The sequence below is a fragment of the Bacillus sp. HSf4 genome (assembly GCF_029537375.1).
In the GTDB taxonomy this organism is placed as follows: Bacteria; Bacillota; Bacilli; order Bacillales; family Bacillaceae; genus Bacillus; species Bacillus sonorensis_A.
The window spans coordinates 12,501-35,000 of record NZ_CP120679.1; the positions used below are offsets into that span (position 1 = coordinate 12,501).

Below are 22,500 nucleotides of genomic sequence, written 5' to 3' on the forward strand. Positions count from 1 at the left end.
AGCGAGACCGGAAGGACTCGTGGAGCGCTTAGAAGTGAGAATGCCGGTATGAGTAGCGAAAGAGGGGTGAGAATCCCCTCCACCGAATGCCTAAGGTTTCCTGAGGAAGGCTCGTCCGCTCAGGGTTAGTCGGGACCTAAGCCGAGGCCGAAAGGCGTAGGCGATGGATAACAGGTTGATATTCCTGTACCACCTCCTCACCATTTGAGCAATGGGGGGACGCAGGAGGATAGGGTAAGCGCGGTATTGGATATCCGCGTCCAAGCAGTTAGGCTGGGAAATAGGCAAATCCGTTTCCCATCAAGGCTGAGCTGTGATGGCGAGTGAAATATAGTAGCGAAGTTCCTGATTCCACACTGCCAAGAAAAGCCTCTAGCGAGGTGAGAGGTGCCCGTACCGCAAACCGACACAGGTAGGCGAGGAGAGAATCCTAAGGTGATCGAGAGAACTCTCGTTAAGGAACTCGGCAAAATGACCCCGTAACTTCGGGAGAAGGGGTGCTCTGTTAGGGTGCAAGCCCGAGAGAGCCGCAGTGAATAGGCCCAGGCGACTGTTTAGCAAAAACACAGGTCTCTGCGAAGCCGTAAGGCGAAGTATAGGGGCTGACGCCTGCCCGGTGCTGGAAGGTTAAGAGGAGCGCTTAGCGTATGCGAAGGTGCGAATTGAAGCCCCAGTAAACGGCGGCCGTAACTATAACGGTCCTAAGGTAGCGAAATTCCTTGTCGGGTAAGTTCCGACCCGCACGAAAGGCGCAACGATCTGGGCACTGTCTCAACGAGAGACTCGGTGAAATTATAGTACCTGTGAAGATGCAGGTTACCCGCGACAGGACGGAAAGACCCCGTGGAGCTTTACTGCAGCCTGATATTGAATGTTGGTACAGCTTGTACAGGATAGGTAGGAGCCTTGGAAACCGGAGCGCCAGCTTCGGTGGAGGCATCGGTGGGATACTACCCTGGCTGTATTGACCTTCTAACCCGCTGCCCTTATCGGGCAGGGAGACAGTGTCAGGTGGGCAGTTTGACTGGGGCGGTCGCCTCCTAAAAGGTAACGGAGGCGCCCAAAGGTTCCCTCAGAATGGTTGGAAATCATTCGCAGAGTGTAAAGGCACAAGGGAGCTTGACTGCGAGACCTACAAGTCGAGCAGGGACGAAAGTCGGGCTTAGTGATCCGGTGGTTCCGCATGGAAGGGCCATCGCTCAACGGATAAAAGCTACCCCGGGGATAACAGGCTTATCTCCCCCAAGAGTCCACATCGACGGGGAGGTTTGGCACCTCGATGTCGGCTCATCGCATCCTGGGGCTGTAGTCGGTCCCAAGGGTTGGGCTGTTCGCCCATTAAAGCGGTACGCGAGCTGGGTTCAGAACGTCGTGAGACAGTTCGGTCCCTATCCGTCGCGGGCGCAGGAAATTTGAGAGGAGCTGTCCTTAGTACGAGAGGACCGGGATGGACGCACCGCTGGTGTACCAGTTGTTCTGCCAAGGGCATCGCTGGGTAGCTATGTGCGGACGGGATAAGTGCTGAAAGCATCTAAGCATGAAGCCCCCCTCAAGATGAGATTTCCCATTCCGTTAAGGAAGTAAGATCCCTGAAAGATGATCAGGTTGATAGGTCTGAGGTGGAAGTGTGGCGACACATGGAGCTGACAGATACTAATCGATCGAGGGCTTAACCAAATGAATGTCTTACGACACCGTTATCTAGTTTTGAGAGAACACCTCTCAAATAAGGTTTGGTGGCGATAGCGAAGAGGTCACACCCGTTCCCATGCCGAACACGGAAGTTAAGCTCTTCAGCGCCGATGGTAGTTGGGGGCTTCCCCCTGTGAGAGTAGGACGCCGCCAAGCAATGTAAAAGACCAGCTTTAAATAAGCTGGTCTTTTTTGTTATGGTGTCTTTTTTGCAAAAGGAGCTGAGCGATATAAAAGGGAAATTTCGTTTCAGCTATATGTAAAAACTGCTGAATGATGACATAGTCGTCGCTTGCACATTGAAGGAGAAGGTCATACCACCACTCCGTTTCATATCTGGCAATCATGCTGAGATTGTAAGCGATCAAATAGTGAATCAATATTTCCGGAAGCTTTAAAAAGCGGTCGCGTTCGGCCGGGAAGAAATAGGTTTCGCTTTCTAAATCGAACAGCAGGCTGGTCGAAGTGCTTGGATGCACTTCTTTTTGCTCCGAAGAAAAACCTAAACAGCCCTTGTTTTTTTGCTGAAAAGTCCAGTTCAAATGATATTCGACATGTTCGATAAACCGTTCCGCTGACATGTTGTAAGCATTGGCGATACCTTCCGGCAGCCAGATGCGGTCTCCTTGAACCACCGCTTTCATCAAGGGATTTTCTTTTCTTTGAAATAAGAGAACTTTATTGATTTCCGGAATTTTCGCCAAGAGCTGTTTCATGCTAAAACGTTCATCTTCCAAGCCTTCCAACTGAAAAAGAGATTTGATGACATGCATGCATAGGCCATTTCGTTGGATTTTCACTTCATCCTCATAAAAACGGTAATTTTGTTTTTTTCGTTTTCTGGTGGTGACACCATGGGCAAGCACTGAAGTATGGCTTGGATATGAAGGATCTGTCGTTAACAGGCAGGCTTTCAGCAACTGAGCCATTCCGTAAAACAATAGGATCGGCTTAATTTCCAGCGATGCAATCTCAGCTTGCTTATAAAAGGCTTCCGCATGTTTAAGAAAAAAAATAAACCGCTCTCCATTTTTATACGAATTTCGTTTAGGATCCTCCATTTCTTGATTTTTATATACCAGCTCAAGAAAGTTTTGGGAGGTTTCGATGGAGTAAAACAGCTCTAATTCCTTCCATCCTTTATTTTGCATGAACTCCGCTCCCCTCATGGTTATTTTCTAAAAATTACAACTGTTTTCCGCTTTCTTGACAGTCGGTTTTCATATTGATAATCTACATATAATATTTTGCCGAAAAGAGGGGGATTTACTATGTGGGAAAGCAAATTTTCAAAAGAAGGCTTAACATTTGATGATGTACTGCTTGTTCCGGCGAAATCGGAAGTTCTTCCGCGCGACGTCGATTTATCGGTTGAGCTTACTTCATCACTTAAGCTGAATGTTCCAATTATCAGTGCAGGTATGGATACTGTCACAGAAGCTCAAATGGCCATCGCGATGGCAAGACAGGGCGGAATGGGCATCATCCATAAAAACATGTCAATTGAACAGCAGGCAGAACAGGTTGACAAAGTAAAACGTTCAGAGCGCGGCGTTATTACGAATCCATTTTTCCTGACACCTGAACACCAGGTTTTTGATGCAGAGCACTTAATGGGCAAATACAGAATTTCCGGTGTACCGATCGTTGACAACACCGAAGATCAAAAACTCGTTGGAATTATTACAAACCGCGATCTCCGATTTATTTCTGACTACTCTATGAAAATCAGCGATGTGATGACAAAAGAAGAGCTTGTCACAGCTCCTGTCGGCACTACATTGGATGAAGCTGAAAAAATTCTTCAGAAATATAAAATCGAAAAACTCCCTCTTTTAGATGATCAAGGTGTTTTAAAAGGACTTATCACAATCAAAGATATCGAAAAAGTGATTGAGTTCCCGAATTCAGCAAAGGATGTTCACGGACGTCTGCTTGTAGGCGCCGCTGTCGGAGTGACCGGCGATACGATGACGCGTGTCAGAAAGCTTGTTGAAGCCAATGTCGATGTCATTGTCGTCGATACGGCGCACGGGCATTCCCAAGGTGTTCTTGATACAGTCAGAAAAATCCGTGACACTTATCCGGAATTGAACATCATTGCCGGAAACGTCGCAACTGCCGAAGGCACAAAAGCGCTGATTGAAGCCGGCGCAAATGTTGTCAAAGTCGGTATCGGACCGGGATCTATTTGTACAACCCGTGTTGTGGCTGGTGTCGGTGTTCCGCAGGTGACTGCGGTTTATGACTGTGCGACTGAAGCGAGAAAACACGGTGCGGCCATTATTGCAGACGGCGGTATCAAGTATTCCGGAGATATTGTGAAGGCTCTGGCTGCCGGAGGACATGCGGTTATGCTTGGAAGCCTCCTTGCCGGTACATCTGAAAGCCCGGGCGAGACGGAAATTTTCCAAGGCCGACGCTTTAAAGTATACCGCGGCATGGGTTCTGTCGCCGCGATGGAAAAGGGAAGCAAAGACCGCTACTTCCAAGAAGAAAATAAGAAGTTTGTCCCTGAAGGCATTGAGGGCCGGACTCCTTACAAAGGCCCTGTAGCTGATACGGTTTATCAGCTTGTCGGCGGCCTCAAATCCGGTATGGGCTACTGCGGAACAAAAGATTTGAACGCGCTGAGAGAAGATGCGCAATTCATCCGCATGACAGGTGCGGGACTGCGGGAAAGCCATCCTCACGATGTGCAAATTACCAAAGAATCGCCTAACTATACCATTTCCTAATCAAATATGACAAATATTAAACTGTAGACAGAGGCATACTCTGTCTATTTTTTTTTGCTTTATTATGATAAAATTTATAATGTTGTGTTTAAAAAATGCTTTAAGGCTTTGATATAGATTTTAGTCTGATGAAAAGCGGAGGTATCAAGATTTGAAAACCAAGAGATTTAAGCAGCTGATCATGTTTGTCGTTGCTTTTGCGGTGGCTGTGGGGGCATTTTCTCCAATGTCAAAAGCAAAAGCTGCAAATGATCCAATCAACGTAGATGCAAAAGCAGCAATATTGATAGAAGCGTCTTCAGGTAAAATTTTGTACAGTAAAAACGCGGATCAGCGTCTTCCCGTTGCCAGCATGGCCAAAATGATGACGGAGTATCTTCTTTTGGAAGCGATCCACGACGGCAAAGTAAAATGGGATCAAAAGTATACACCAGATGATTATGTGTATGAAATTTCCCAGGATCGTTCATTATCAAATGTCCCTCTTCGCAAAGACGGCTCATATACGGTAAAAGAGCTTTATCAGGCGACAGCGATCTATTCCGCCAACGGAGCGGCTATCGCACTTGCAGAAATCATTGCCGGCTCTGAATCCAACTTTGTAGAGCTTATGAACAAAAAAGCGAAAGAACTGGGCATGAAAAACTACAAATTCGTAAATGCTACAGGCTTGGAAAACAAAGATCTTCACGGCAAACATCCGAAAGGAACGAGCCCTGATGAAGAAAATGAATTATCAGCAAGAGACATGGCGCTTCTTGCCGATCATTTAGTGAATGACTATCCTGAAATCCTCGACACGGCGAGCATTGCAAAGACGAAGTTCAGAGAAGGCACAGACGATGAAATGGACATGCCGAACTGGAACTTCATGCTCAAAGGCCTTGTTGCGGAATATGATGGTGTTGACGGGCTGAAAACCGGATCAACAGATTCTGCCGGTTCATGCTTCACTGCGACGGCCAAAAGAAATGGTATGCGCGTGATTTCCGTCGTTCTCAATGCAAAAGGCGACCTACATACCGGCCGTTTTAAAGAAACGAAAAAAATGTTGGATTATGCCTTTAAACATTTCACAATGAAAGAGTTTTACGGAAAAGGCGAACAGGTGAAAGGCAATGAAACGATCAAAGTCGACAAAGGTAAGGAAACAGAAGTCGGCATCGTCACTGAAAAAGCCTTTTCAATGCCTGTGAAAAACGGTGAAGAAAAGAATTATAAGGCAAAAGTCACGCTGAACAAAGACGAACTGACCGCGCCTGTGAAAAAAGGCGAAAAAGTCGGAACCTTAACGGCAGTTTATAAGGGAGAAGAAAAGGATTACGGCTTTATCGGCAGCGATGTATCAGGCGTTCATTTAGTGACAAAAGAAGACGATGAGAAAGCAAACTGGTTTATTTTAACGATGCGGAGCATCGGCGGATTTTTCGCCGGTATTTGGAACAATATCGTTGAAATGGTAACCGGCTGGTTTTAATGGTAAAGAGCTCTATAATTAGGGCTCTTTATTGTCATATCATATGTACAACCCTAACGATTTGTGTTTAAAATAGAAATAATCTTCGTGTTTTTCCATATGATTTTGTGGAATTATAGGATACAATAAGATTAAATCTGAACATTCTATCATTGATTAGGAGGATCCTTGAAATGGCTCAAACAGGTACTGATCGTGTAAAACGCGGTATGGCAGAAATGCAGAAAGGCGGCGTCATTATGGACGTTGTCAATGCCGAACAAGCAAAAATCGCAGAAGAAGCAGGAGCTGTCGCCGTTATGGCGCTGGAACGCGTTCCGGCTGATATTCGTGCGGCCGGCGGTGTTGCCCGTATGGCTGACCCGACAATTGTCGAAGAAGTCATGAACGCCGTTTCAATTCCGGTCATGGCGAAAGCCCGTATCGGACATATCGTTGAAGCGCGTGTTCTCGAAGCTCTTGGCGTTGACTATATTGATGAAAGTGAAGTTTTGACTCCTGCGGATGAGGAATTTCATTTAAATAAAAATGAATACACTGTTCCTTTCGTGTGCGGCTGCCGTGACCTGGGAGAAGCGACGCGCCGGATCGCAGAAGGAGCTTCCATGCTGCGGACAAAAGGTGAGCCTGGAACAGGCAACATCGTTGAAGCCGTCCGCCATATGAGAAAAGTGAACGCGCAAGTGCGCAAAGTCGTTGGCATGAGTGATGATGAGCTGATGACAGAAGCGAAAAATCTCGGCGCTCCTTATGAGCTGTTGAAGCAAATTAAAGCGGAAGGACGTCTTCCGGTTGTCAACTTCGCTGCCGGCGGTGTGGCAACACCGGCTGATGCCGCGTTAATGATGGAACTCGGCGCAGATGGCGTATTCGTAGGATCAGGTATTTTCAAATCTGACAATCCTGCTAAATTTGCGAAAGCGATCGTTGAAGCGACGACGCATTATACAGATTACAAGCTGATTGCCGAGCTTTCAAAAGAGCTTGGAACGGCTATGAAAGGTATCGAAATCTCAAATCTGCTGCCAGAACAGCGTATGCAAGAGCGCGGCTGGTAAGTATGAAGGAGACGGATTGACATGCTGACAATTGGTGTACTTGGACTTCAGGGAGCAGTAAGGGAACATATTCGCTCAATTGAAGCATGCGGAGCGGCCGGAAAAGTCATTAAATGGCCGGAAGAACTCAAGGAAATCGACGGTTTGATTTTGCCTGGCGGCGAAAGCACGACGATGAGGCGCCTCATCGATACGTATCAGTTCATGCAGCCTCTTCAGGAGTTCGCCGCATCCGGAAAGCCGATGTTTGGAACTTGTGCGGGCCTGATTATCCTAGCAAAAAAAATCGCCGGATCTGATGATGCTCACCTCGGGATTCTGGATGTAACGGTAGAGCGGAATTCCTTTGGAAGGCAAGTCGACAGCTTTGAGGCGGATTTAACCGTTAAAGGACTGGAAGAACCGTTCACAGGCGTATTTATCCGCGCCCCGCACATTTTGGAAGCCGGCGCTGATGTCGAAGTGCTTTCAGAGCATGACGGAAGAATTGTCGCAGCCAAACAGGGACATCTCCTCGGCTGTTCGTTCCATCCGGAGCTGACGGATGACCACAGAATGACAAAGCTGTTCATTGAGATGGCGGAAAAACACAGACAGGAAGCCGTCGTATAAAACGGTTGAAAGCTGTGAAAACTTGTAGTACATTTATAAGACAAAATAGATCGAAAAGCGTTGACAGGAAGCAGTAGGAAGCCGCTCTTTCCAAGAGAGCCGATGGTTGGTGCGAATCGGTGAAAGATGCTGTCCGAATCCATCCTTGAGCGAAATGCTGAACAAACTTAAAAGTAGGCATTTACGGGAGACCGTTATCAAAAGGAAGCGGAAAACAGGAACGGCACTGTCCTGTTTTCAATCAGGGTGGCAACGCGAGAGCTCTCGTCCCTTATATTTAGGGGACAAGGGCTCTTTTTTTCGGTCAAATCAGTAAAAAGGAGCGAGGCAGATGCTTGATGTGAAACTGCTGCGGGCAAATCTTGAGGAAATCAAACAAAAGCTTGCCCACAGGGGAGAAGATTTATCAGATTTTGATCAATTTGAGGAATTGGATGCAAAGAGAAGAGAATTGATTGTCAAAGTGGAAGAGCTGAAAGGAAAGCGTAATGAGGTATCTCAGCAGGTTGCCGCATTAAAGCGTGAGAAAAAAGATGCTGACCACCTCATTAAAGAAATGCGCGAAGTCGGTGAAGACATTAAAAAACTAGATGAAGAGCTGAGAACGGTCGAGTCTTCCCTTGATAAGATCATGCTGTCTATTCCGAACATCCCTCACGAGTCTGTTCCGGTCGGTGAGACTGAAGACGACAACGTGGAAGTTCGCAAATGGGGCGAACTTCCCGAATTTTCGTTTGAAGCGAAGCCTCATTGGGATATTGCCGATCAATTGGATATTCTCGATTTTGAGCGGGCCGGCAAGGTAACGGGAAGCCGTTTCGTTTTCTATAAAGGGCTCGGCGCCAGACTTGAACGTGCATTGTATAACTTTATGCTTGATCTCCACGTAGACGAGTACGGCTATACGGAAGTCATCCCGCCGTACATGGTGAACCGTGCAAGCATGACAGGCACCGGACAGCTGCCGAAATTTGAGGAAGATGCCTTTAAAATCAGAGAAGAAGATTATTTCTTAATTCCGACGGCGGAAGTGCCGATTACGAACCTGCATCGCGATGAAATTTTGTCAGCTGACGAGCTGCCAGTCAATTATGCGGCGTTCAGTGCGTGCTTCCGTTCAGAAGCAGGCTCAGCCGGCCGTGATACGCGCGGTTTGATTCGCCAGCACCAATTTAACAAGGTTGAACTGGTGAAATTTGTGAAGCCTGAGGATTCATATGAAGAGCTTGAAAAGCTGACAAATCAAGCGGAGAAAGTTCTTCAGCTGCTTGAGCTTCCTTATCGTGTGATGAGCATGTGTACGGGCGATCTAGGGTTTACCGCTGCGAAAAAATACGATATCGAAGTATGGATTCCAAGCCAAAACACTTATCGTGAAATTTCATCTTGCAGTAACTTTGAAGCTTTCCAGGCCAGACGGGCGAATATCAGATTCAGAAGGGAAGCAAAAGGCAAGCCGGAGCATGTCCATACACTGAACGGCTCAGGCCTGGCGGTCGGCAGAACGGTCGCCGCATTATTGGAGAATTATCAGCAGGAAGACGGAAGTGTCGTCATTCCTAAAGTGCTGCGTCCATATATGGGAAACAGAGAAGTGATTAAAGCATAGGAAAAAGGTGCGTCAAGTACGCACCTTTTTTATTTAAGCGACCATACCGCAGCGATATTCCGCGCGCAGCGCTCCAAATATAGGCTTCCGTTGGCCAGGGAGTCCTCAAGGGATTGGATCCCCGGCACAATCGAGAAAAGAGCTGATATTCCTTTTTCATAAACGAGTTCACAGCCGTCGCCCAGCGAACCGGCGAAAGCGATGACGGGGATGCCTGCGGCGACAGCCCTTTTTGCGATTCCTGCGGGTGTTTTCCCATAGATGGTTTGACCGTCTATTTTTCCTTCGCCTGTAATGATAAGGTCTGCTCCTTTGATCCGTTCTGAAAAAGATAAGGTGTCCAAGACAATGTCAACACCGCTTTTTAATTCAGCTTGTAAAAAGGCGTACAAGCCTGCCCCGAGACCGCCTGCCGCGCCGGCGCCCGGGAGTGTATCAGCTTCGAGATGTAATTCGTCTCGGATCATTGCAGCATAGTGTTTCAAATGCTGGTCCAAAAGAGCAACCATTTCACCAGTCGCTCCCTTTTGCGGACCGAAGACGGCGGATGCCCCGCGCGGCCCTGTCAGCGGATTATCGACATCACAAGCCGCTTCAAATTTGATTTGTTTTAATTTCGGATCAAGACCGCTCACATCAATGCGGGCAATGTCAGAAAGCGCTCCGCCTCCATCTCGGATTTCCTTTCCATTCGAGTCCAGAAATTTGACGCCGAGTGCGCTGGCCATCCCGGCTCCGCCGTCGTTTGTGGCACTTCCGCCTAAACCGATGATGATTTTGGCCGCCCCTTTTTCCACGGCATCCATGATTAATTCTCCGGTTCCTCTTGTTGTCGTCTGGAGCGGGTTGCGCTGTGCTGGGGGAATGAGGTGAAGGCCAGATGCTTCCGCCATTTCAATGACGGCCGTTTTTCCGTCTCCGAGAAGCCCGTATGCCGCTTTCACCGGTGTCCCGAGAGGTCCTGTCACCTGTTTGTACATCAATTCCCCGCCCGTTGCGTCAACCAGAGCCTGAACGGTCCCTTCTCCGCCGTCGGCAACCGGAATTTTAATATATTCGGCATCTGGGAGCACAGCTTTAAAGCCTTTTTCAATGCTGGCGGCCGCTTCCGGCGATGTCATGCTTTCCTTGAATGAATCAGGTGCAATCACGATTTTCATAGCTTCTGCTCCTTTTTAAATAAAGAATTGAAAAATGCCAAAAATCAAGGTTGAGATGATCGTTAAAATCAAGCCGATGAGGGATTCGTACGGAATCAGTTTGAGCCGTTCTTTCATCGCCATGAATACACTGCCGCCTGTCGCATGAAAGAAACTTCCGTGGGGCATGTGATCAAGTACGGTAGCTCCGGCGTGTATCATCGCCGCCCCTGCGAGGCTGGCGACGCCAAGGTCAAGCAGAGTCGGACCGAATACACTGCTGGCAACTGCGGTACCTGCTGTTGTGGAAGCTGTCGCCATGGACATCAGCATGCCTGAAATCGGAGCTAAGAGAAACGACGGCAGACCCAAGCCGACAAGGGTGTCGGTAATGAAAGAATTGAGTTTGGAGTTGGCAATGATTCCTGCAAGGGTTCCAGTCCCGATCAGCATCACGGCAACGCCTGACATTTTCGACAGTCCTGAAGCGGCAAAATCCTTCAGTTTGCCCGCTTGTCCCGATGCGATCGCAGTGACGAGGCCTCCCGCCGGCAGAGCGATAATCGGATCAATCGTAATTCCTGCCGCAGGCCTTAAGGCGAGCAACAGGATGGACACCACCGGACCGCTGAGCGCCGCCCAAAATGCCGGCAGGTGTTGAGCCGTTTGGGTTTCAATCTCATTTGCAGCCACTTTTGTTCCTTTATTTGAAAGGCGTTTTGCCAGCAAGTAAGTGGCGCACAATCCGAAAACAGCGGGAATGATCCCTGCGGCCATCACGGATGTCAAAGGGACGTGAAAGGCATCTGAAGCGGCAATGGCATTAGGGTTTGGCGACATGATATTGCCCGCTTTCCCCCCGCCGATCATTGCCAACAGAATGGCCGCTTTGCTAATAAAGGTCCGTCTCGCGATCGCCAGGGCAATCGGAGCGACTGTGATGACAGCGACATCAACAAATACGCCGACCATTGTTAAGATGGCCGTTGCCAATGTTAAGGCAAGCAGCGCCCTTTTTTCTCCGATCTTATTGACAATGGTTTCCGCAATCACTGCTGCGGAGCCGGATTGAATCAGAACGCCGGCGAGCACGCCTGCCGCCAAGATGCGGAGCACCGCAGGAATCATGTTTTTAGCACCTGCTATCATCAAATCCGTCGTCTCTATTAAATCTGCGCCGCCGATTAAGCCTCCGGTCAATGCGCCGATCATCATGCCGTAAGCCGGCGGGACTTTTTTCAGAATGAGAAAGATTGATATGGCTAATGCGCATAAGGCGCCTATTGCATTGATTTGAATATCCATGTGCATACACCCTCCCTTACGTCCAATTGTAAACGCTTTCTGGATAAGGGAGAATTGGTCAGGTATACGGATTTCGTTCTTTTATCCTATATTAAAATTGTTCATTTGCACAAAAGGGTGAAAAAAGCGTAATGGCTGTATACAGTTTGAATAGGTCGTCAAACCGTTTTGGATTGCACCCTGTCGCTATTTCAACCTTTCTCAACCGGTAGTTTAATGTGTTGCGGTGAATAAAGAGTCTTGATGAAGTTTCCCCAATTTCGCCGTTTTCTTCTATGTAGCAGAGGAGGGTATGGATTAATTCGCCTTTTTGATCTGCTTGGGAAAGGTGATCCCAGATGTTTCGAAAATGAATCTCCTGATCAGGATGCTCTATCTTTGATAATAAAACAGGAATCGCAAACTCTCGATAATCGAATAAACGACAACTGTTTTTAGCAATCTTGAGCGTTTGTTTTGCACTTTGATAGGAAAATGGCAGCTGCTGAAGCTGATCCGCCTGCTCGCCAAGCGCGCCTCTGATCGTTTTCCATTGGCTCAGCCAGCTGTTCCAAGATGAAAAGAGCTCTGACCTGCTTTTAGTGGGGACGCTTGCCAGAATAACTGCGATCTCTTTTAAAGAAATATTGGCGTACAAATCTTTCGCGGTTAAATGCTTTTCAAGTTTTTTAATAAATGCCGGTTTCATATCAGCTGATGGCAGTTCAAACACAAGACAAGTACGCTGGCCGTCTAGCGGTATGTTCAATCGCTCCGCTCGTTCAAGGAAGTCAAGGGATGCTAGATCAGCCCCCTGAATCATTTGGATGACCGTTTCTTCGCGAAGCCTTTGATCCCATGTCAGCTGTTTTGTTAAAAATGCCTGTTCGACAGTAAGCTCCGCCGCCATTTTAACAAGTTCCCCATAACGGCTGACTTCAGCAGGCGGCCCCGTGATTCCAATAACGCCGATTATTTCATCATGAAATACGATGGGAAGGTTAACGCCGGGTTTTGTGCCCGTTAAAGCCGAGCATTCTTCAGGCGTAATGCTGATAACCTTTTCAGCTGCAAGTGCATCCTTCGCTCCAGCGTGTTCATCACCGATTCTCGAGCGGTCTCCTGAAGCGATGATAACCCCGTTTTCATCCATCATATTAATGTTGTGCCGAATAATCGACATGGTTCTGTCGACAATTTCCGCCGCCAATTCTTTTGATAGGTAATTCATTTCATCATGCTCCCGCCTAAGATCGTTTTTTAAATGGTGATTGTTCCGCCGATCCAGCCTTTTATGAATGGCTTTAAGACCGATATTTCGGCTGTCGTCTATATGATATGGAGCCGTTTAAAATAGAATAAGCAAATAAATCGCCATTGCCTCAACCTGCTATAAATAAAATAATCAAACGGTAGATACCCCACTCTGGGAGATGATCCCCGAATGTATCATTGATGCCATCTGTCATTTTTAAGAGGCTGACCAGTTCATCAAGGAAAGAGACGCCGAGGAGTTCTTCTGTTTTCTGTTTCAATAGGTCTGTTCAGCGTGTAAGCTTGAGGCAAACGACTTATAAAATGTTTCCACAATGCCATCGCCCTTTGCGTTTATCATCATTTTTGCATATAATGAGAAGGGTGAACAATAAAATAAATTTTTTATTAAAAAATCCCTTGACTTAAAAAGATAGGACATGTTATATTAATTCTTGTCGATACGGAGGAATACCCAAGTCTGGCTGAAGGGATCGGTCTTGAAAACCGACAGGGGTGTCAAAGCCCGCGGGGGTTCGAATCCCTCTTCCTCCGCCATTATTGATTTGCATTTTAGTGATTGACTAAGCATAAATTGGAGATTGTGTTGCCGCTGCCTGGATAGGGCGGCGGTTTTTTTGTATATTTTTCAGGAAAAGAGCGGAAAAAAACCGCTCTTTTTTTGATGTCTATCTTTGAATGGCTTCGCTTATTTTTTCAATGATCGGGTCTAGTGAGGCGGAATTGTTGAACAGATCGTAGTCGTCGATATTGACCCTTACGACAGGGCAGGCATTAAAGCCGCTGATCCAGTTTTCGTACCTTGTGTACATTTCCTCCCAGTAAGATCGGTCAGTCTGCAGTTCCATCTCCCGTCCGCGTTTTTGGATGCGGTCGAGAATTGATTCCAAATCGCCCTCCAAATATACTAAGACGTCAGGGCGGGGGAAGTACGGTGTCATGACCATCGCCTCGAACAGGCTTGTATAGGTCTTATAGTCGACTTTTGACATTGTTCCTTTATCGGCGTGCATCTTGGCGAAAATCCCTGTGTCTTCATAAATCGAACGGTCTTGGACAAAGCCGCCGCCTGATTCAAAAATATATTTCTGTTCTTTAAAGCGTTCCGCCAAAAAGAAAATCTGTAAATGAAAGCTCCAGCGTTCAAAGTCATGATAAAAAGCTTCCAAATAAGGGTTGTTTACCACTTCTTCAAGAGATGTTTTAAATCCGAGTCTTTTTGCCAGCTCTTTTGTTAAAGTCGATTTCCCGACTCCTACCGTTCCTGCAACAGTAATAATGGCGTCACTTGGAATATGATGTACACTCATCGAATATACTCCTTTACTTGATCGGCAATCCGCTTAAAAACGGCTTCCGATAAAACAAAATCTTCTTGATCTCCATTGATTTCGATAATGGGCAGCGATGGATCGGCTTCTTTGATGTGTCTGATCGCAGCGTCATAATCCTTGATCAGCTGCTCCAAATAATGCTTGTCCATTTGCTGTTCAAACGGCCGTCCGCGCTTTTTGATCCGCTTTAACAATGTCGGAAGGCTTGCCCGGATATAGATGATCATGTTCGGTTTCGGCAAATCCTCTGTCAAGAGCCCGTAAATTTTTCTGTATTTCTCCAGCTTTTGGCCTTCCAGTGTCCGCTCCGCAAAAATCAGGTTTTTATAAATATGGTAATCCGAGATGACGGGCTTGTTGTTATGTAAATACTTTTTCTCGGTATCTTCAAGCTGCTTATAGCGATTGCAGAGGAAAAACATTTCCAGCTGAAAGCTCCACTCATCTTTATCCTCGTAAAATTTGTCTAGAAAAGGGTTCTCTTCGACAATTTCTTTGACTAGTGACAATGAGAGCGTTTCTGAAAGCATGCAGGCCAATGTTGTTTTTCCCGCCCCGATGGGACCTTCGACAGCGATGAAAGGGGCTGTATTCATAGATGTCCTCCTACTTTTAGAAAAGTCGTTTGCTTTTGATTTTAACCATTCATATTGTATCACATCATCCTCTTTCGACATGAAAAAAACGTTCCGTTAACTTGGGAACGTCCTTTTCACAATGTGAAATTGATCACCAAGCAAAAGCCAGTTCTGCGGGAATGACAGGCCGAGCTTCCAATAGCTGATTCCTCTTAAGTTTAATTCTTTGATCAAATCGAATTTCGCCTGGATGGATCTCGCATCTTCAAACCAGACTTCATGCCGCTTGCCCGCTTTGTCTGTATAGCGGAAAAAGGGTGCCTGGGCTGTTTCGTCAAACGATATGGCCGCATTATTTTCGCTTGCGATTTGTATCGCCTGCTGCGGACTGATGGCTCTGGCCAATTCCCCTCCGGGAGTATACGGAAGAGTCCAATCATAGCCGTACAGGTTTTGTCCCATGCCAATTTTATTGGCGGGCATTTCTGTGAGCGCGTACTCGATAACATCCCGTACAGGCCCGATCGGCGACACCGCCATTGGCGGACCTCCGCTGTACCCCCATTCATATGTCATCAGCACGACAAAATCGACAATTTGACCGTGCGCCCGGTAGTCGTGGGCTTCATACCATTGTCCCGGCTGATCGGCTCTTGTTTTCGGCGCGAGGGCGGTTGAGATCAACCAACCTTCCCGTCTGAAACGATCCCGGGCTTCCCGAAGAAATTGATTATATGCTTCTCTATCCTCCGGCCTTAAGTATTCAAAGTCAAAATGAATGTCTTTGAAACCGTATCTCCTGGCGGCGGCCACAATGTTATTCAGCAATCTGTTTTTGACATTCTCGTCCCTCAAGATGATCCTGCCGAGCTCAGCGCTGAATGCTTCATTTTCAAGATTGGTCACAATCATCATCATGGTCGTCCGCTGTCTGTCGGCAATTTCTTTTAAACCGTTGAGCGGCGGTTCTTCAAGTGTGCCGTCCCGTTTTGCCTGAAAGCTGAAAGCGCCGAGATATGTCAGGTATGGCACCGCCTCTCTTGCCGCCTGCTGAAGAGCGGGGCTGACCGTTTCTCCGCGGGGCTCTATATAAGCGTTTGATTCGATGTTCCGCTTTGGCCGCGGAGGGATGTACAGCAGTATTCCGACAGGCAAAACGGCGGTGATCAGAATGCGGTTGATTCTGGCCAGTTCAGCAGGGGGGATATTAAAGCGCGCCGCAATCGATGCCAGTGTATCTCCTTGTCTGACTTCATAAAATTGGCCGGCAATCGGGATGACGATGGTTTGTCCGACCACAAGCCGATTTGGATTGGGAATTTCATTTGTTTCGACAATTTCATTGACCGTCGTCCTGTACCGGTTCGCAATTCTATATAAGGTATCGCCTCTTTGCACGACATAAATCTGAATGGAAAACGCCTCCTTTCTCATTGCTACCAATATATGAGGAAAGGAAGTGTTTCATGCTCTAAGTTTTCCTCATGAGATTTTGGGCGGTGGTGATATTGGCAAACAGGACATTCTCCATCATCGTCACTGCATATCGGTTATCTTTTTCATGATTTGAAGCAATGCAATCGCGAGGGATCGTGATTTTATATTCACGCATATAGGCGTCATTTGCTGTGAAAAGTACGCAAATATTGCCGGCGATTCCCGTAATGATTAAATGATTGATATGAAGTTCATTTAATAATGTTTCAAGAGCGGTTCCGTAAAAGGCCGAGTGTTTCGGCTTGATTAAAAAATAGTCCCTTTCTGTGGGCGCGAGCTGTTTAATGATGTTTTCACTTTTGCCATTCTTGCATTTCTTTATAATGGCAGCAATATCCGCTTGCCAAATTCCGAAATGGTCATTAATGTAGATGATAGGCCAATTGATATGTTCGGCATGTTTTTTTAGAGCCAGAATATTGTCGGCTATCTCCTCCGTTTTTTTGGAAAGTGTGTGACCCATATCGAAATGAAAATCATTGATGATGTCTACAATAATGAGTGCGGTATCTGAAGTGGACAAGGCCGCTTTGTCTCCTTTCAGGTTCATATTTCATTTCTATATGTTAGCCTTTCTTGATGGGGAAAAAACATTGAAAGAGTGCATGCAGATGACACAAGACGAGCTTTATATGAAGGAAGCGATCCGCGAAGCGAAAAAAGCTGAAGAAAAAGGAGAGGTGCCGATCGGCGCCGTGCTGGTTCTGGATGGCGAAATCATTGCCCGTGCCCATAACTTAAGGGAGACGGAACAAAGGTCGCTTGCACACGCGGAGATGCTTGTCATTGACGAAGCGTGCAGGAAGCTGGGAACCTGGCGGCTTGAAAGAGCGGTGCTTTACGTGACGCTTGAGCCCTGTCCGATGTGTGCCGGAGCGGCTGTGCTTTCCCGGATCGATAAAGTAGTATTCGGCGCATTCGACCCAAAAGGCGGCTGTGCAGGTACTTTAATGAACCTTCTTGAGGAGGAGCGGTTTAATCATCAGGCAGAAGTGGTCAGCGGTGTAATGGAAGAGGAATGCGGCCGGCTGCTCAGCGATTTTTTCCAGCGTCTTCGCGCAAAAAAGAAAGCGGAAAAGCAAAACAAACCGCAATGACGGATATTTGCAATTTAGGATGAAACAAGTTATACTAATGAGTGCGTCACAAGCAGACGCATGATAATTTGATATTTATTTTGCCGTGCTAAGCGGGGAGGTAGCGGTGCCCTGTACTCGCAATCCGCTCGAGCGAGGCCGAACTCCTTTCTCGAGGTTCGTTTACTTTAAGGTCTGCCTTAAGCAAGTGGTGTTGACGCTTGGGTCCTGCGCAATGGGAATCCATGAACCATGTCAGGTCCGGAAGGAAGCAGCATTAAGTGGAACCTTCCATGTGCCGCAGGGTTGCCTGGGCTGAGCTAACTGCTTAAGTAACGCTTAGGGTAGCGAATCGACAGAAGGTGCACGGTAAATCAATCATCAAATTAAAGACTCATCTATTTAAAGATAGATGAGTTTTTTTCTTAAGAAGAGCTTTTGGAATTGAAAGCCGCTTCATGTATAATAAAGTTGAAGATATCAAGAGGAGGGCGTATTTGTGAGTTACCAGGCTTTATACAGAGTGTTCAGGCCGCAGTTATTTGAAGATGTAGTCGGTCAGGAGCACATCACGAAAACGTTGCAAAATGCCCTTTTACAAAAGAAATTTTCGCACGCTTACTTGTTTTCCGGACCGAGGGGAACGGGAAAGACAAGCGCTGCAAAACTGTTTGCCAAAGCGGTCAACTGTGAGCATGCTCCAGTCAGTGAACCGTGTAACGAATGTTCCGCGTGCAAAGGCATTACAAACGGTGCGATTTCAGACGTAATCGAAATCGATGCCGCATCCAACAACGGTGTGGATGAAATACGCGACATTCGCGATAAAGTCAAATTTGCCCCGTCCGCTGTGACGTATAAAGTATATATCATAGATGAAGTACATATGCTTTCTATTGGCGCATTTAACGCACTTCTTAAAACACTTGAAGAACCGCCTGAGCATTGTATTTTTATTCTCGCAACGACAGAGCCTCATAAAATCCCTTTAACCATTATTTCTCGATGTCAGCGTTTTGACTTTAAAAGAATCACGTCCCAGGCGATTGTCGGACGAATGAACAAAATCGTTGAAACGGAGCAGTTCAAGGTGGAGGAAGGCACCTTGGAAATCATTGCCGGAGCAGCAGACGGAGGAATGAGGGATGCTTTAAGCCTTCTGGATCAAGCGATATCCTTCAGCGGCGAGGAGCTTACGATCGATGATGCCTTGCTGATCACGGGAGCCGTGTCTCAGCATTATATAGGAAAACTGGCGAATTCGCTTTATGAAAAAAATGTTTCCGGCGCGTTAGAGACACTGAACGAACTGCTGCAACAGGGGAAAGACCCGGCAAAGCTGATCGAGGATATGATCTTCTATTTCCGGGATATGCTTCTCTATCAAACCGCGCCCGACTTAGAAGGCGTGCTTGAAAAGGTGAAAGTTGACGAAGAGTTCCAAAGCCTCTCCCGTCAAATTCCTGCGCCTGCTCTTTATGAAATGATTGATATTTTAAATAAAAGTCACCAGGAAATGAAATGGACGAATCATCCGCGCATCTTTTTTGAGGTTGCGGTTGTGAAGCTCTGCCAAGGAGCGGCAAAAGCGGAGGCGCCTTCAGCGGGGCAGCCGGAGGTGGAAAACCTCGTCAACAAGGTCCGCCTTCTTGAACAGGAAATTGAAAGGCTCAAAACATCGGGGATACAGGTTTCCGCGGCTCCAAGTCAGCCGAAGGAAGCGCCCCGTCCTCACAAAAGCGCGAAAAACGGATATAAGGCGCCTGTCGGTCGCATCCATGAAATTTTAAAAGACGCCACAAGGGCGGACCTCGAAAAATTAAAGGGCTTCTGGGGAGAGCTGCTTGCTCAGCTCAAACAGCAAAATAAGGTGTCGCACGCCGCTCTTTTAAATGACAGCGAGCCGGTGGCGTCGTCTTCCAAGGCATTTGTTCTTTCGTTTAAATATGAAATCCATTGCAAAATGGTTGCCGAGGATAATAATGGAGTCCGAACAAACCTCGAGCACATATTGGAGGGAATGCTCGGCCACAGAATAGATATAGTTGGCGTTCCTGAAGCCCAATGGGGTAAAATAAGAAAAGAATTTTTGCAAGATCATCAGCAGGAAGACACAGAAGCGAATGAATCAAAAGAAGAAGATCCGCTCATAGCAGAAGCGAAAAAGCTCGTTGGGGCGGAATTGATTGAAATTAAAGAATAAAACATGAAAGAGAGTGGATGATCAGTATGCGCGGTGGAATGGGAAATATGCAAAAAATGATGAAGCAAATGCAAAAAATGCAAAAGGATATGCAAAAGGCACAGGAAGAACTGGCTGAAAAGGTGCTTGAAGGCACAGCAGGCGGAGGAATGGTCACCGTTAAAGTGAACGGTCAAAAAGAAGTCATCGATGTAATCATTAACGAAGAAGCCGTCGACCCTGACGATGTAGAAATGCTTCAAGATCTCGTCCTTGCAGCGACAAACGACGCTTTGAAAAAAGTTGACGAAGTGACAAATGAAACAATGGGTAAGTTTACAAAAGGGATGAACATGCCGGGTTTATTCTAGGAGGAAAATAAGAATGCAGTATCCTGAACCAATATCAAAGCTGATTGACAGCTTTATGAAATTGCCAGGAATCGGACCCAAAACGGCGGTCCGTCTGGCTTTTTTTGTTCTCAGTATGAAAGAAGATGTTGTGTTAGATTTTGCAAAGGCATTGGTAAACGCAAAGCGCAATTTGACATATTGTTCGATTTGCGGCCACATAACGGATCAAGATCCCTGCTATATTTGCGAAGATACGAGAAGAGACAAATCGGTCATATGTGTTGTTCAGGATCCAAAAGATGTCATTGCCATGGAAAAAATGAAGGAATACGAAGGCTTGTACCATGTGCTGCATGGTGCAATTTCTCCGATGGATGGCATTGGACCGGAAGATATTAAAATTCCCGAATTGCTGAAGCGATTGCAGGATGATCAAGTAACTGAAGTGATTCTCGCCACAAACCCAAATATAGAAGGAGAAGCAACGGCCATGTACATTTCGAGGCTTTTAAAGCCATCTGGCATCAAGCTGTCCCGCATTGCCCATGGACTTCCGGTCGGCGGCGATTTGGAATATGCAGATGAAGTCACTCTTTCTAAAGCGCTAGAAGGCAGACGTGAAATGTAGAGGGAGGATTGCAAGACCATGGGTTTTCTTCGGAAAAAGAAGCTTAGAAAAGAATTTGATAACAAGCTGGTTGAACAGCTGATGCAGCAAAAAGAAGAATGGAACAGGCAACAGCGGCTGATTGAAAACAGCCTTGAGCCTTCCGCTGAAGTCCTCTACGAGTTGAAAGTAGCTGAAGCAAAGTACTTTTTTTATTTGCGGGAAGCCAAAAAAAGAAACTTAAGAATCGGCGGATGGAAGTAGCAGGTCTATTTACGTGAATCTCTTCATATGCTTGTACTAGAAAAGGTGAGGAGTGAGAGAGTTCATGGGATCTGTTATCATTATCGGGGCAATTGTGGCTTTGGTTGCCCTGCTGTTTTTTTCAAAGACCGCCTTTAAACCTTTAAAATGGATCGGGACGATTGCCGTTCGATTGATCATCGGCGCCCTGTTGTTGTTTTGTGTAAATCTGTTTGGAGAAAGCATTGGCATTCATGTGCCGATTAATATTGTGACAACGGGGGTCAGCGGATTATTAGGTGTACCGGGGGTAGCGGCTCTCATCGTAATTAAACAATTTATCGCTGTTTAAATTATTGTTGACATCTGTTCTTAAAGGTGTTAAATTTATATTCGTCGCTAATGACGAATTATTTTTTTGAAAAAAGTTATTGACGACACATCAGATTGATGTTAATATATTATAGTCGCTTCGAGAGAGGCAACGAAGTTCTTTGAAAACTAAACAAGACAAAACGTACCTGTTAATTCATTTTTATAAATCGCACATGCGAGTGTGCGTAGTCATTATCAAACTTTTCATGGAGAGTTTGATCCTGGCTCAGGACGAACGCTGGCGGCGTGCCTAATACATGCAAGTCGAGCGGACCGATGGGAGCTTGCTCCCTGAGGTTAGCGGCGGACGGGTGAGTAACACGTGGGTAACCTGCCTGTAAGACTGGGATAACTCCGGGAAACCGGGGCTAATACCGGATGCTTGATTGAACCGCATGGTTCAATCATAAAAGATGGCTTCGGCTATCACTTACAGATGGACCCGCGGCGCATTAGCTAGTTGGTGAGGTAACGGCTCACCAAGGCGACGATGCGTAGCCGACCTGAGAGGGTGATCGGCCACACTGGGACTGAGACACGGCCCAGACTCCTACGGGAGGCAGCAGTAGGGAATCTTCCGCAATGGACGAAAGTCTGACGGAGCAACGCCGCGTGAGTGATGAAGGTTTTCGGATCGTAAAACTCTGTTGTTAGGGAAGAACAAGTACCGTTCGAACAGGGCGGTACCTTGACGGTACCTAACCAGAAAGCCACGGCTAACTACGTGCCAGCAGCCGCGGTAATACGTAGGTGGCAAGCGTTGTCCGGAATTATTGGGCGTAAAGCGCGCGCAGGCGGTTTCTTAAGTCTGATGTGAAAGCCCCCGGCTCAACCGGGGAGGGTCATTGGAAACTGGGGAACTTGAGTGCAGAAGAGGAGAGTGGAATTCCACGTGTAGCGGTGAAATGCGTAGAGATGTGGAGGAACACCAGTGGCGAAGGCGACTCTCTGGTCTGTAACTGACGCTGAGGCGCGAAAGCGTGGGGAGCGAACAGGATTAGATACCCTGGTAGTCCACGCCGTAAACGATGAGTGCTAAGTGTTAGAGGGTTTCCGCCCTTTAGTGCTGCAGCAAACGCATTAAGCACTCCGCCTGGGGAGTACGGTCGCAAGACTGAAACTCAAAGGAATTGACGGGGGCCCGCACAAGCGGTGGAGCATGTGGTTTAATTCGAAGCAACGCGAAGAACCTTACCAGGTCTTGACATCCTCTGACACCCCTAGAGATAGGGCTTCCCCTTCGGGGGCAGAGTGACAGGTGGTGCATGGTTGTCGTCAGCTCGTGTCGTGAGATGTTGGGTTAAGTCCCGCAACGAGCGCAACCCTTGATCTTAGTTGCCAGCATTCAGTTGGGCACTCTAAGGTGACTGC

The 22,500-nt window shown here is 47.0% G+C and carries 20 protein-coding genes, 1 tRNA gene, 3 rRNA genes, 1 other RNA gene and 1 other annotated feature (2 of these 26 running past the window's edge); of the genes, 16 read left to right on the forward strand and 9 right to left on the reverse strand.

The annotated features are described in order from the left end of the window. A 23S ribosomal RNA gene (locus tag P3X63_RS00055) occupies window positions 1-1,677 on the forward strand; it begins 1,255 nt to the left of the window's first position. Window positions 1,678-1,732: 55 nt separating this feature from the next. After that, window positions 1,733-1,848 (forward strand): 5S ribosomal RNA (gene rrf / locus P3X63_RS00060). A 17-nt stretch (window positions 1,849-1,865) separates the two neighbouring features. Here rrf and P3X63_RS00065 read toward each other — a convergent pair. Beyond that, window positions 1,866-2,843: a YaaC family protein gene (locus P3X63_RS00065; RefSeq protein WP_277692173.1), complete on the reverse strand. Its 978-nt coding sequence runs from the start codon at window positions 2,841-2,843 to the stop codon at window positions 1,866-1,868. A gap of 120 nt (window positions 2,844-2,963) precedes the next feature. Between P3X63_RS00065 and guaB the strand changes: the two genes are divergently transcribed. From guaB to serS, 5 genes are all read left to right on the forward strand, one after another. After that, on the forward strand, window positions 2,964-4,430 hold the full coding sequence (guaB, locus tag P3X63_RS00070) for an IMP dehydrogenase (RefSeq protein ID WP_026586096.1): 1,467 nt from the start codon (window positions 2,964-2,966) through the stop codon (window positions 4,428-4,430). A 181-nt stretch (window positions 4,431-4,611) separates the two neighbouring features. After that, complete coding sequence (locus P3X63_RS00075) at window positions 4,612-5,907, forward strand: D-alanyl-D-alanine carboxypeptidase family protein (protein WP_372708715.1); 1,296 nt, start codon at window positions 4,612-4,614, stop codon at window positions 5,905-5,907. A gap of 173 nt (window positions 5,908-6,080) precedes the next feature. Next, window positions 6,081-6,965 (forward strand): pyridoxal 5'-phosphate synthase lyase subunit PdxS, encoded by an 885-nt coding sequence (gene pdxS / locus P3X63_RS00080; protein ID WP_026586098.1) that lies wholly within the window; start codon window positions 6,081-6,083, stop codon window positions 6,963-6,965. 21 nt (window positions 6,966-6,986) lie between these two features. After that, the gene (gene pdxT, locus P3X63_RS00085) at window positions 6,987-7,577 is read left to right on the forward strand and encodes a pyridoxal 5'-phosphate synthase glutaminase subunit PdxT (protein WP_026586099.1); all 591 of its coding nucleotides are present in this window, start codon (window positions 6,987-6,989) and stop codon (window positions 7,575-7,577) included. A 51-nt stretch (window positions 7,578-7,628) separates the two neighbouring features. Next, window positions 7,629-7,852, forward strand: a binding site (T-box leader). A 56-nt stretch (window positions 7,853-7,908) separates the two neighbouring features. Continuing rightward, the gene (serS, locus tag P3X63_RS00090; RefSeq protein ID WP_026586100.1) at window positions 7,909-9,186 is read left to right on the forward strand and encodes a serine--tRNA ligase; all 1,278 of its coding nucleotides are present in this window, start codon (window positions 7,909-7,911) and stop codon (window positions 9,184-9,186) included. Between the two features lie 29 nt (window positions 9,187-9,215). On the opposite strand, the gene P3X63_RS00095 is transcribed toward serS, so the two are convergent. The 4 genes from P3X63_RS00095 to P3X63_RS00110 form a co-directional block, all read right to left on the reverse strand. Further along, on the reverse strand, window positions 9,216-10,346 hold the full coding sequence (locus tag P3X63_RS00095; RefSeq protein ID WP_277692178.1) for a glycerate kinase: 1,131 nt from the start codon (window positions 10,344-10,346) through the stop codon (window positions 9,216-9,218). Window positions 10,347-10,361: 15 nt separating this feature from the next. After that, on the reverse strand, window positions 10,362-11,630 hold the full coding sequence (locus P3X63_RS00100; protein WP_277692180.1) for a GntP family permease: 1,269 nt from the start codon (window positions 11,628-11,630) through the stop codon (window positions 10,362-10,364). A 91-nt stretch (window positions 11,631-11,721) separates the two neighbouring features. Then, window positions 11,722-12,840, reverse strand: coding sequence for a CdaR family transcriptional regulator (locus P3X63_RS00105; protein ID WP_026586103.1), 1,119 nt, complete (start codon window positions 12,838-12,840; stop codon window positions 11,722-11,724). A gap of 151 nt (window positions 12,841-12,991) precedes the next feature. Beyond that, on the reverse strand, window positions 12,992-13,144 hold the full coding sequence (locus P3X63_RS00110; RefSeq protein ID WP_277692183.1) for a hypothetical protein: 153 nt from the start codon (window positions 13,142-13,144) through the stop codon (window positions 12,992-12,994). A 184-nt stretch (window positions 13,145-13,328) separates the two neighbouring features. Between P3X63_RS00110 and P3X63_RS00115 the strand changes: the two genes are divergently transcribed. Next, window positions 13,329-13,421: transfer RNA gene (locus tag P3X63_RS00115), tRNA-Ser, on the forward strand. A gap of 131 nt (window positions 13,422-13,552) precedes the next feature. Here P3X63_RS00115 and dck read toward each other — a convergent pair. The 4 genes from dck to P3X63_RS00135 all read right to left on the reverse strand — a co-directional run bounded on the left by dck (window position 13,553) and on the right by P3X63_RS00135 (window position 16,816). Then, window positions 13,553-14,194, reverse strand: coding sequence for a deoxyadenosine/deoxycytidine kinase (gene dck / locus P3X63_RS00120; protein ID WP_277692184.1), 642 nt, complete (start codon window positions 14,192-14,194; stop codon window positions 13,553-13,555). Beyond that, complete coding sequence (locus P3X63_RS00125; RefSeq protein WP_277692187.1) at window positions 14,191-14,814, reverse strand: deoxynucleoside kinase; 624 nt, start codon at window positions 14,812-14,814, stop codon at window positions 14,191-14,193. The genes dck and P3X63_RS00125 overlap by 4 nt, the downstream gene beginning before the upstream one ends. Window positions 14,815-14,910: 96 nt before the next feature. Beyond that, window positions 14,911-16,230 carry a glycoside hydrolase family 18 protein gene (locus P3X63_RS00130; RefSeq protein WP_277692189.1) on the reverse strand — a complete coding sequence of 440 codons (1,320 nt, stop codon included), beginning with the start codon at window positions 16,228-16,230 and terminating at the stop codon, window positions 14,911-14,913. A gap of 37 nt (window positions 16,231-16,267) precedes the next feature. Further along, window positions 16,268-16,816 carry a cysteine hydrolase family protein gene (locus P3X63_RS00135; RefSeq protein WP_277692192.1) on the reverse strand — a complete coding sequence of 183 codons (549 nt, stop codon included), beginning with the start codon at window positions 16,814-16,816 and terminating at the stop codon, window positions 16,268-16,270. An 88-nt stretch (window positions 16,817-16,904) separates the two neighbouring features. Between P3X63_RS00135 and tadA the strand changes: the two genes are divergently transcribed. The 8 genes from tadA to P3X63_RS00175 all read left to right on the forward strand — a co-directional run. Further along, window positions 16,905-17,390, forward strand: a complete 486-nt coding sequence (gene tadA / locus P3X63_RS00140; RefSeq protein ID WP_026586108.1) for a tRNA adenosine(34) deaminase TadA — start codon at window positions 16,905-16,907, stop codon at window positions 17,388-17,390. A gap of 83 nt (window positions 17,391-17,473) precedes the next feature. Further along, window positions 17,474-17,739: signal recognition particle sRNA large type (gene ffs, locus P3X63_RS00145), an RNA gene on the forward strand. Window positions 17,740-17,868: 129 nt separating this feature from the next. Then, window positions 17,869-19,572, forward strand: coding sequence for a DNA polymerase III subunit gamma/tau (dnaX, locus tag P3X63_RS00150; RefSeq protein WP_277692194.1), 1,704 nt, complete (start codon window positions 17,869-17,871; stop codon window positions 19,570-19,572). Between the two features lie 26 nt (window positions 19,573-19,598). Then, window positions 19,599-19,922, forward strand: a complete 324-nt coding sequence (locus P3X63_RS00155; RefSeq protein WP_026586110.1) for a YbaB/EbfC family nucleoid-associated protein — start codon at window positions 19,599-19,601, stop codon at window positions 19,920-19,922. A gap of 13 nt (window positions 19,923-19,935) precedes the next feature. After that, a complete protein-coding gene (gene recR, locus P3X63_RS00160; protein ID WP_026586111.1) occupies window positions 19,936-20,532 on the forward strand; it encodes a recombination protein RecR in 597 nt (198 codons plus the stop codon). A gap of 18 nt (window positions 20,533-20,550) precedes the next feature. Then, window positions 20,551-20,775, forward strand: coding sequence for a YaaL family protein (locus P3X63_RS00165; protein WP_026586112.1), 225 nt, complete (start codon window positions 20,551-20,553; stop codon window positions 20,773-20,775). 64 nt (window positions 20,776-20,839) lie between these two features. Further along, window positions 20,840-21,106, forward strand: coding sequence for a pro-sigmaK processing inhibitor BofA family protein (locus tag P3X63_RS00170; RefSeq protein WP_277692200.1), 267 nt, complete (start codon window positions 20,840-20,842; stop codon window positions 21,104-21,106). A gap of 226 nt (window positions 21,107-21,332) precedes the next feature. After that, window positions 21,333-22,500, forward strand: a 16S ribosomal RNA gene (locus P3X63_RS00175) (it continues 381 nt past the right edge of the window).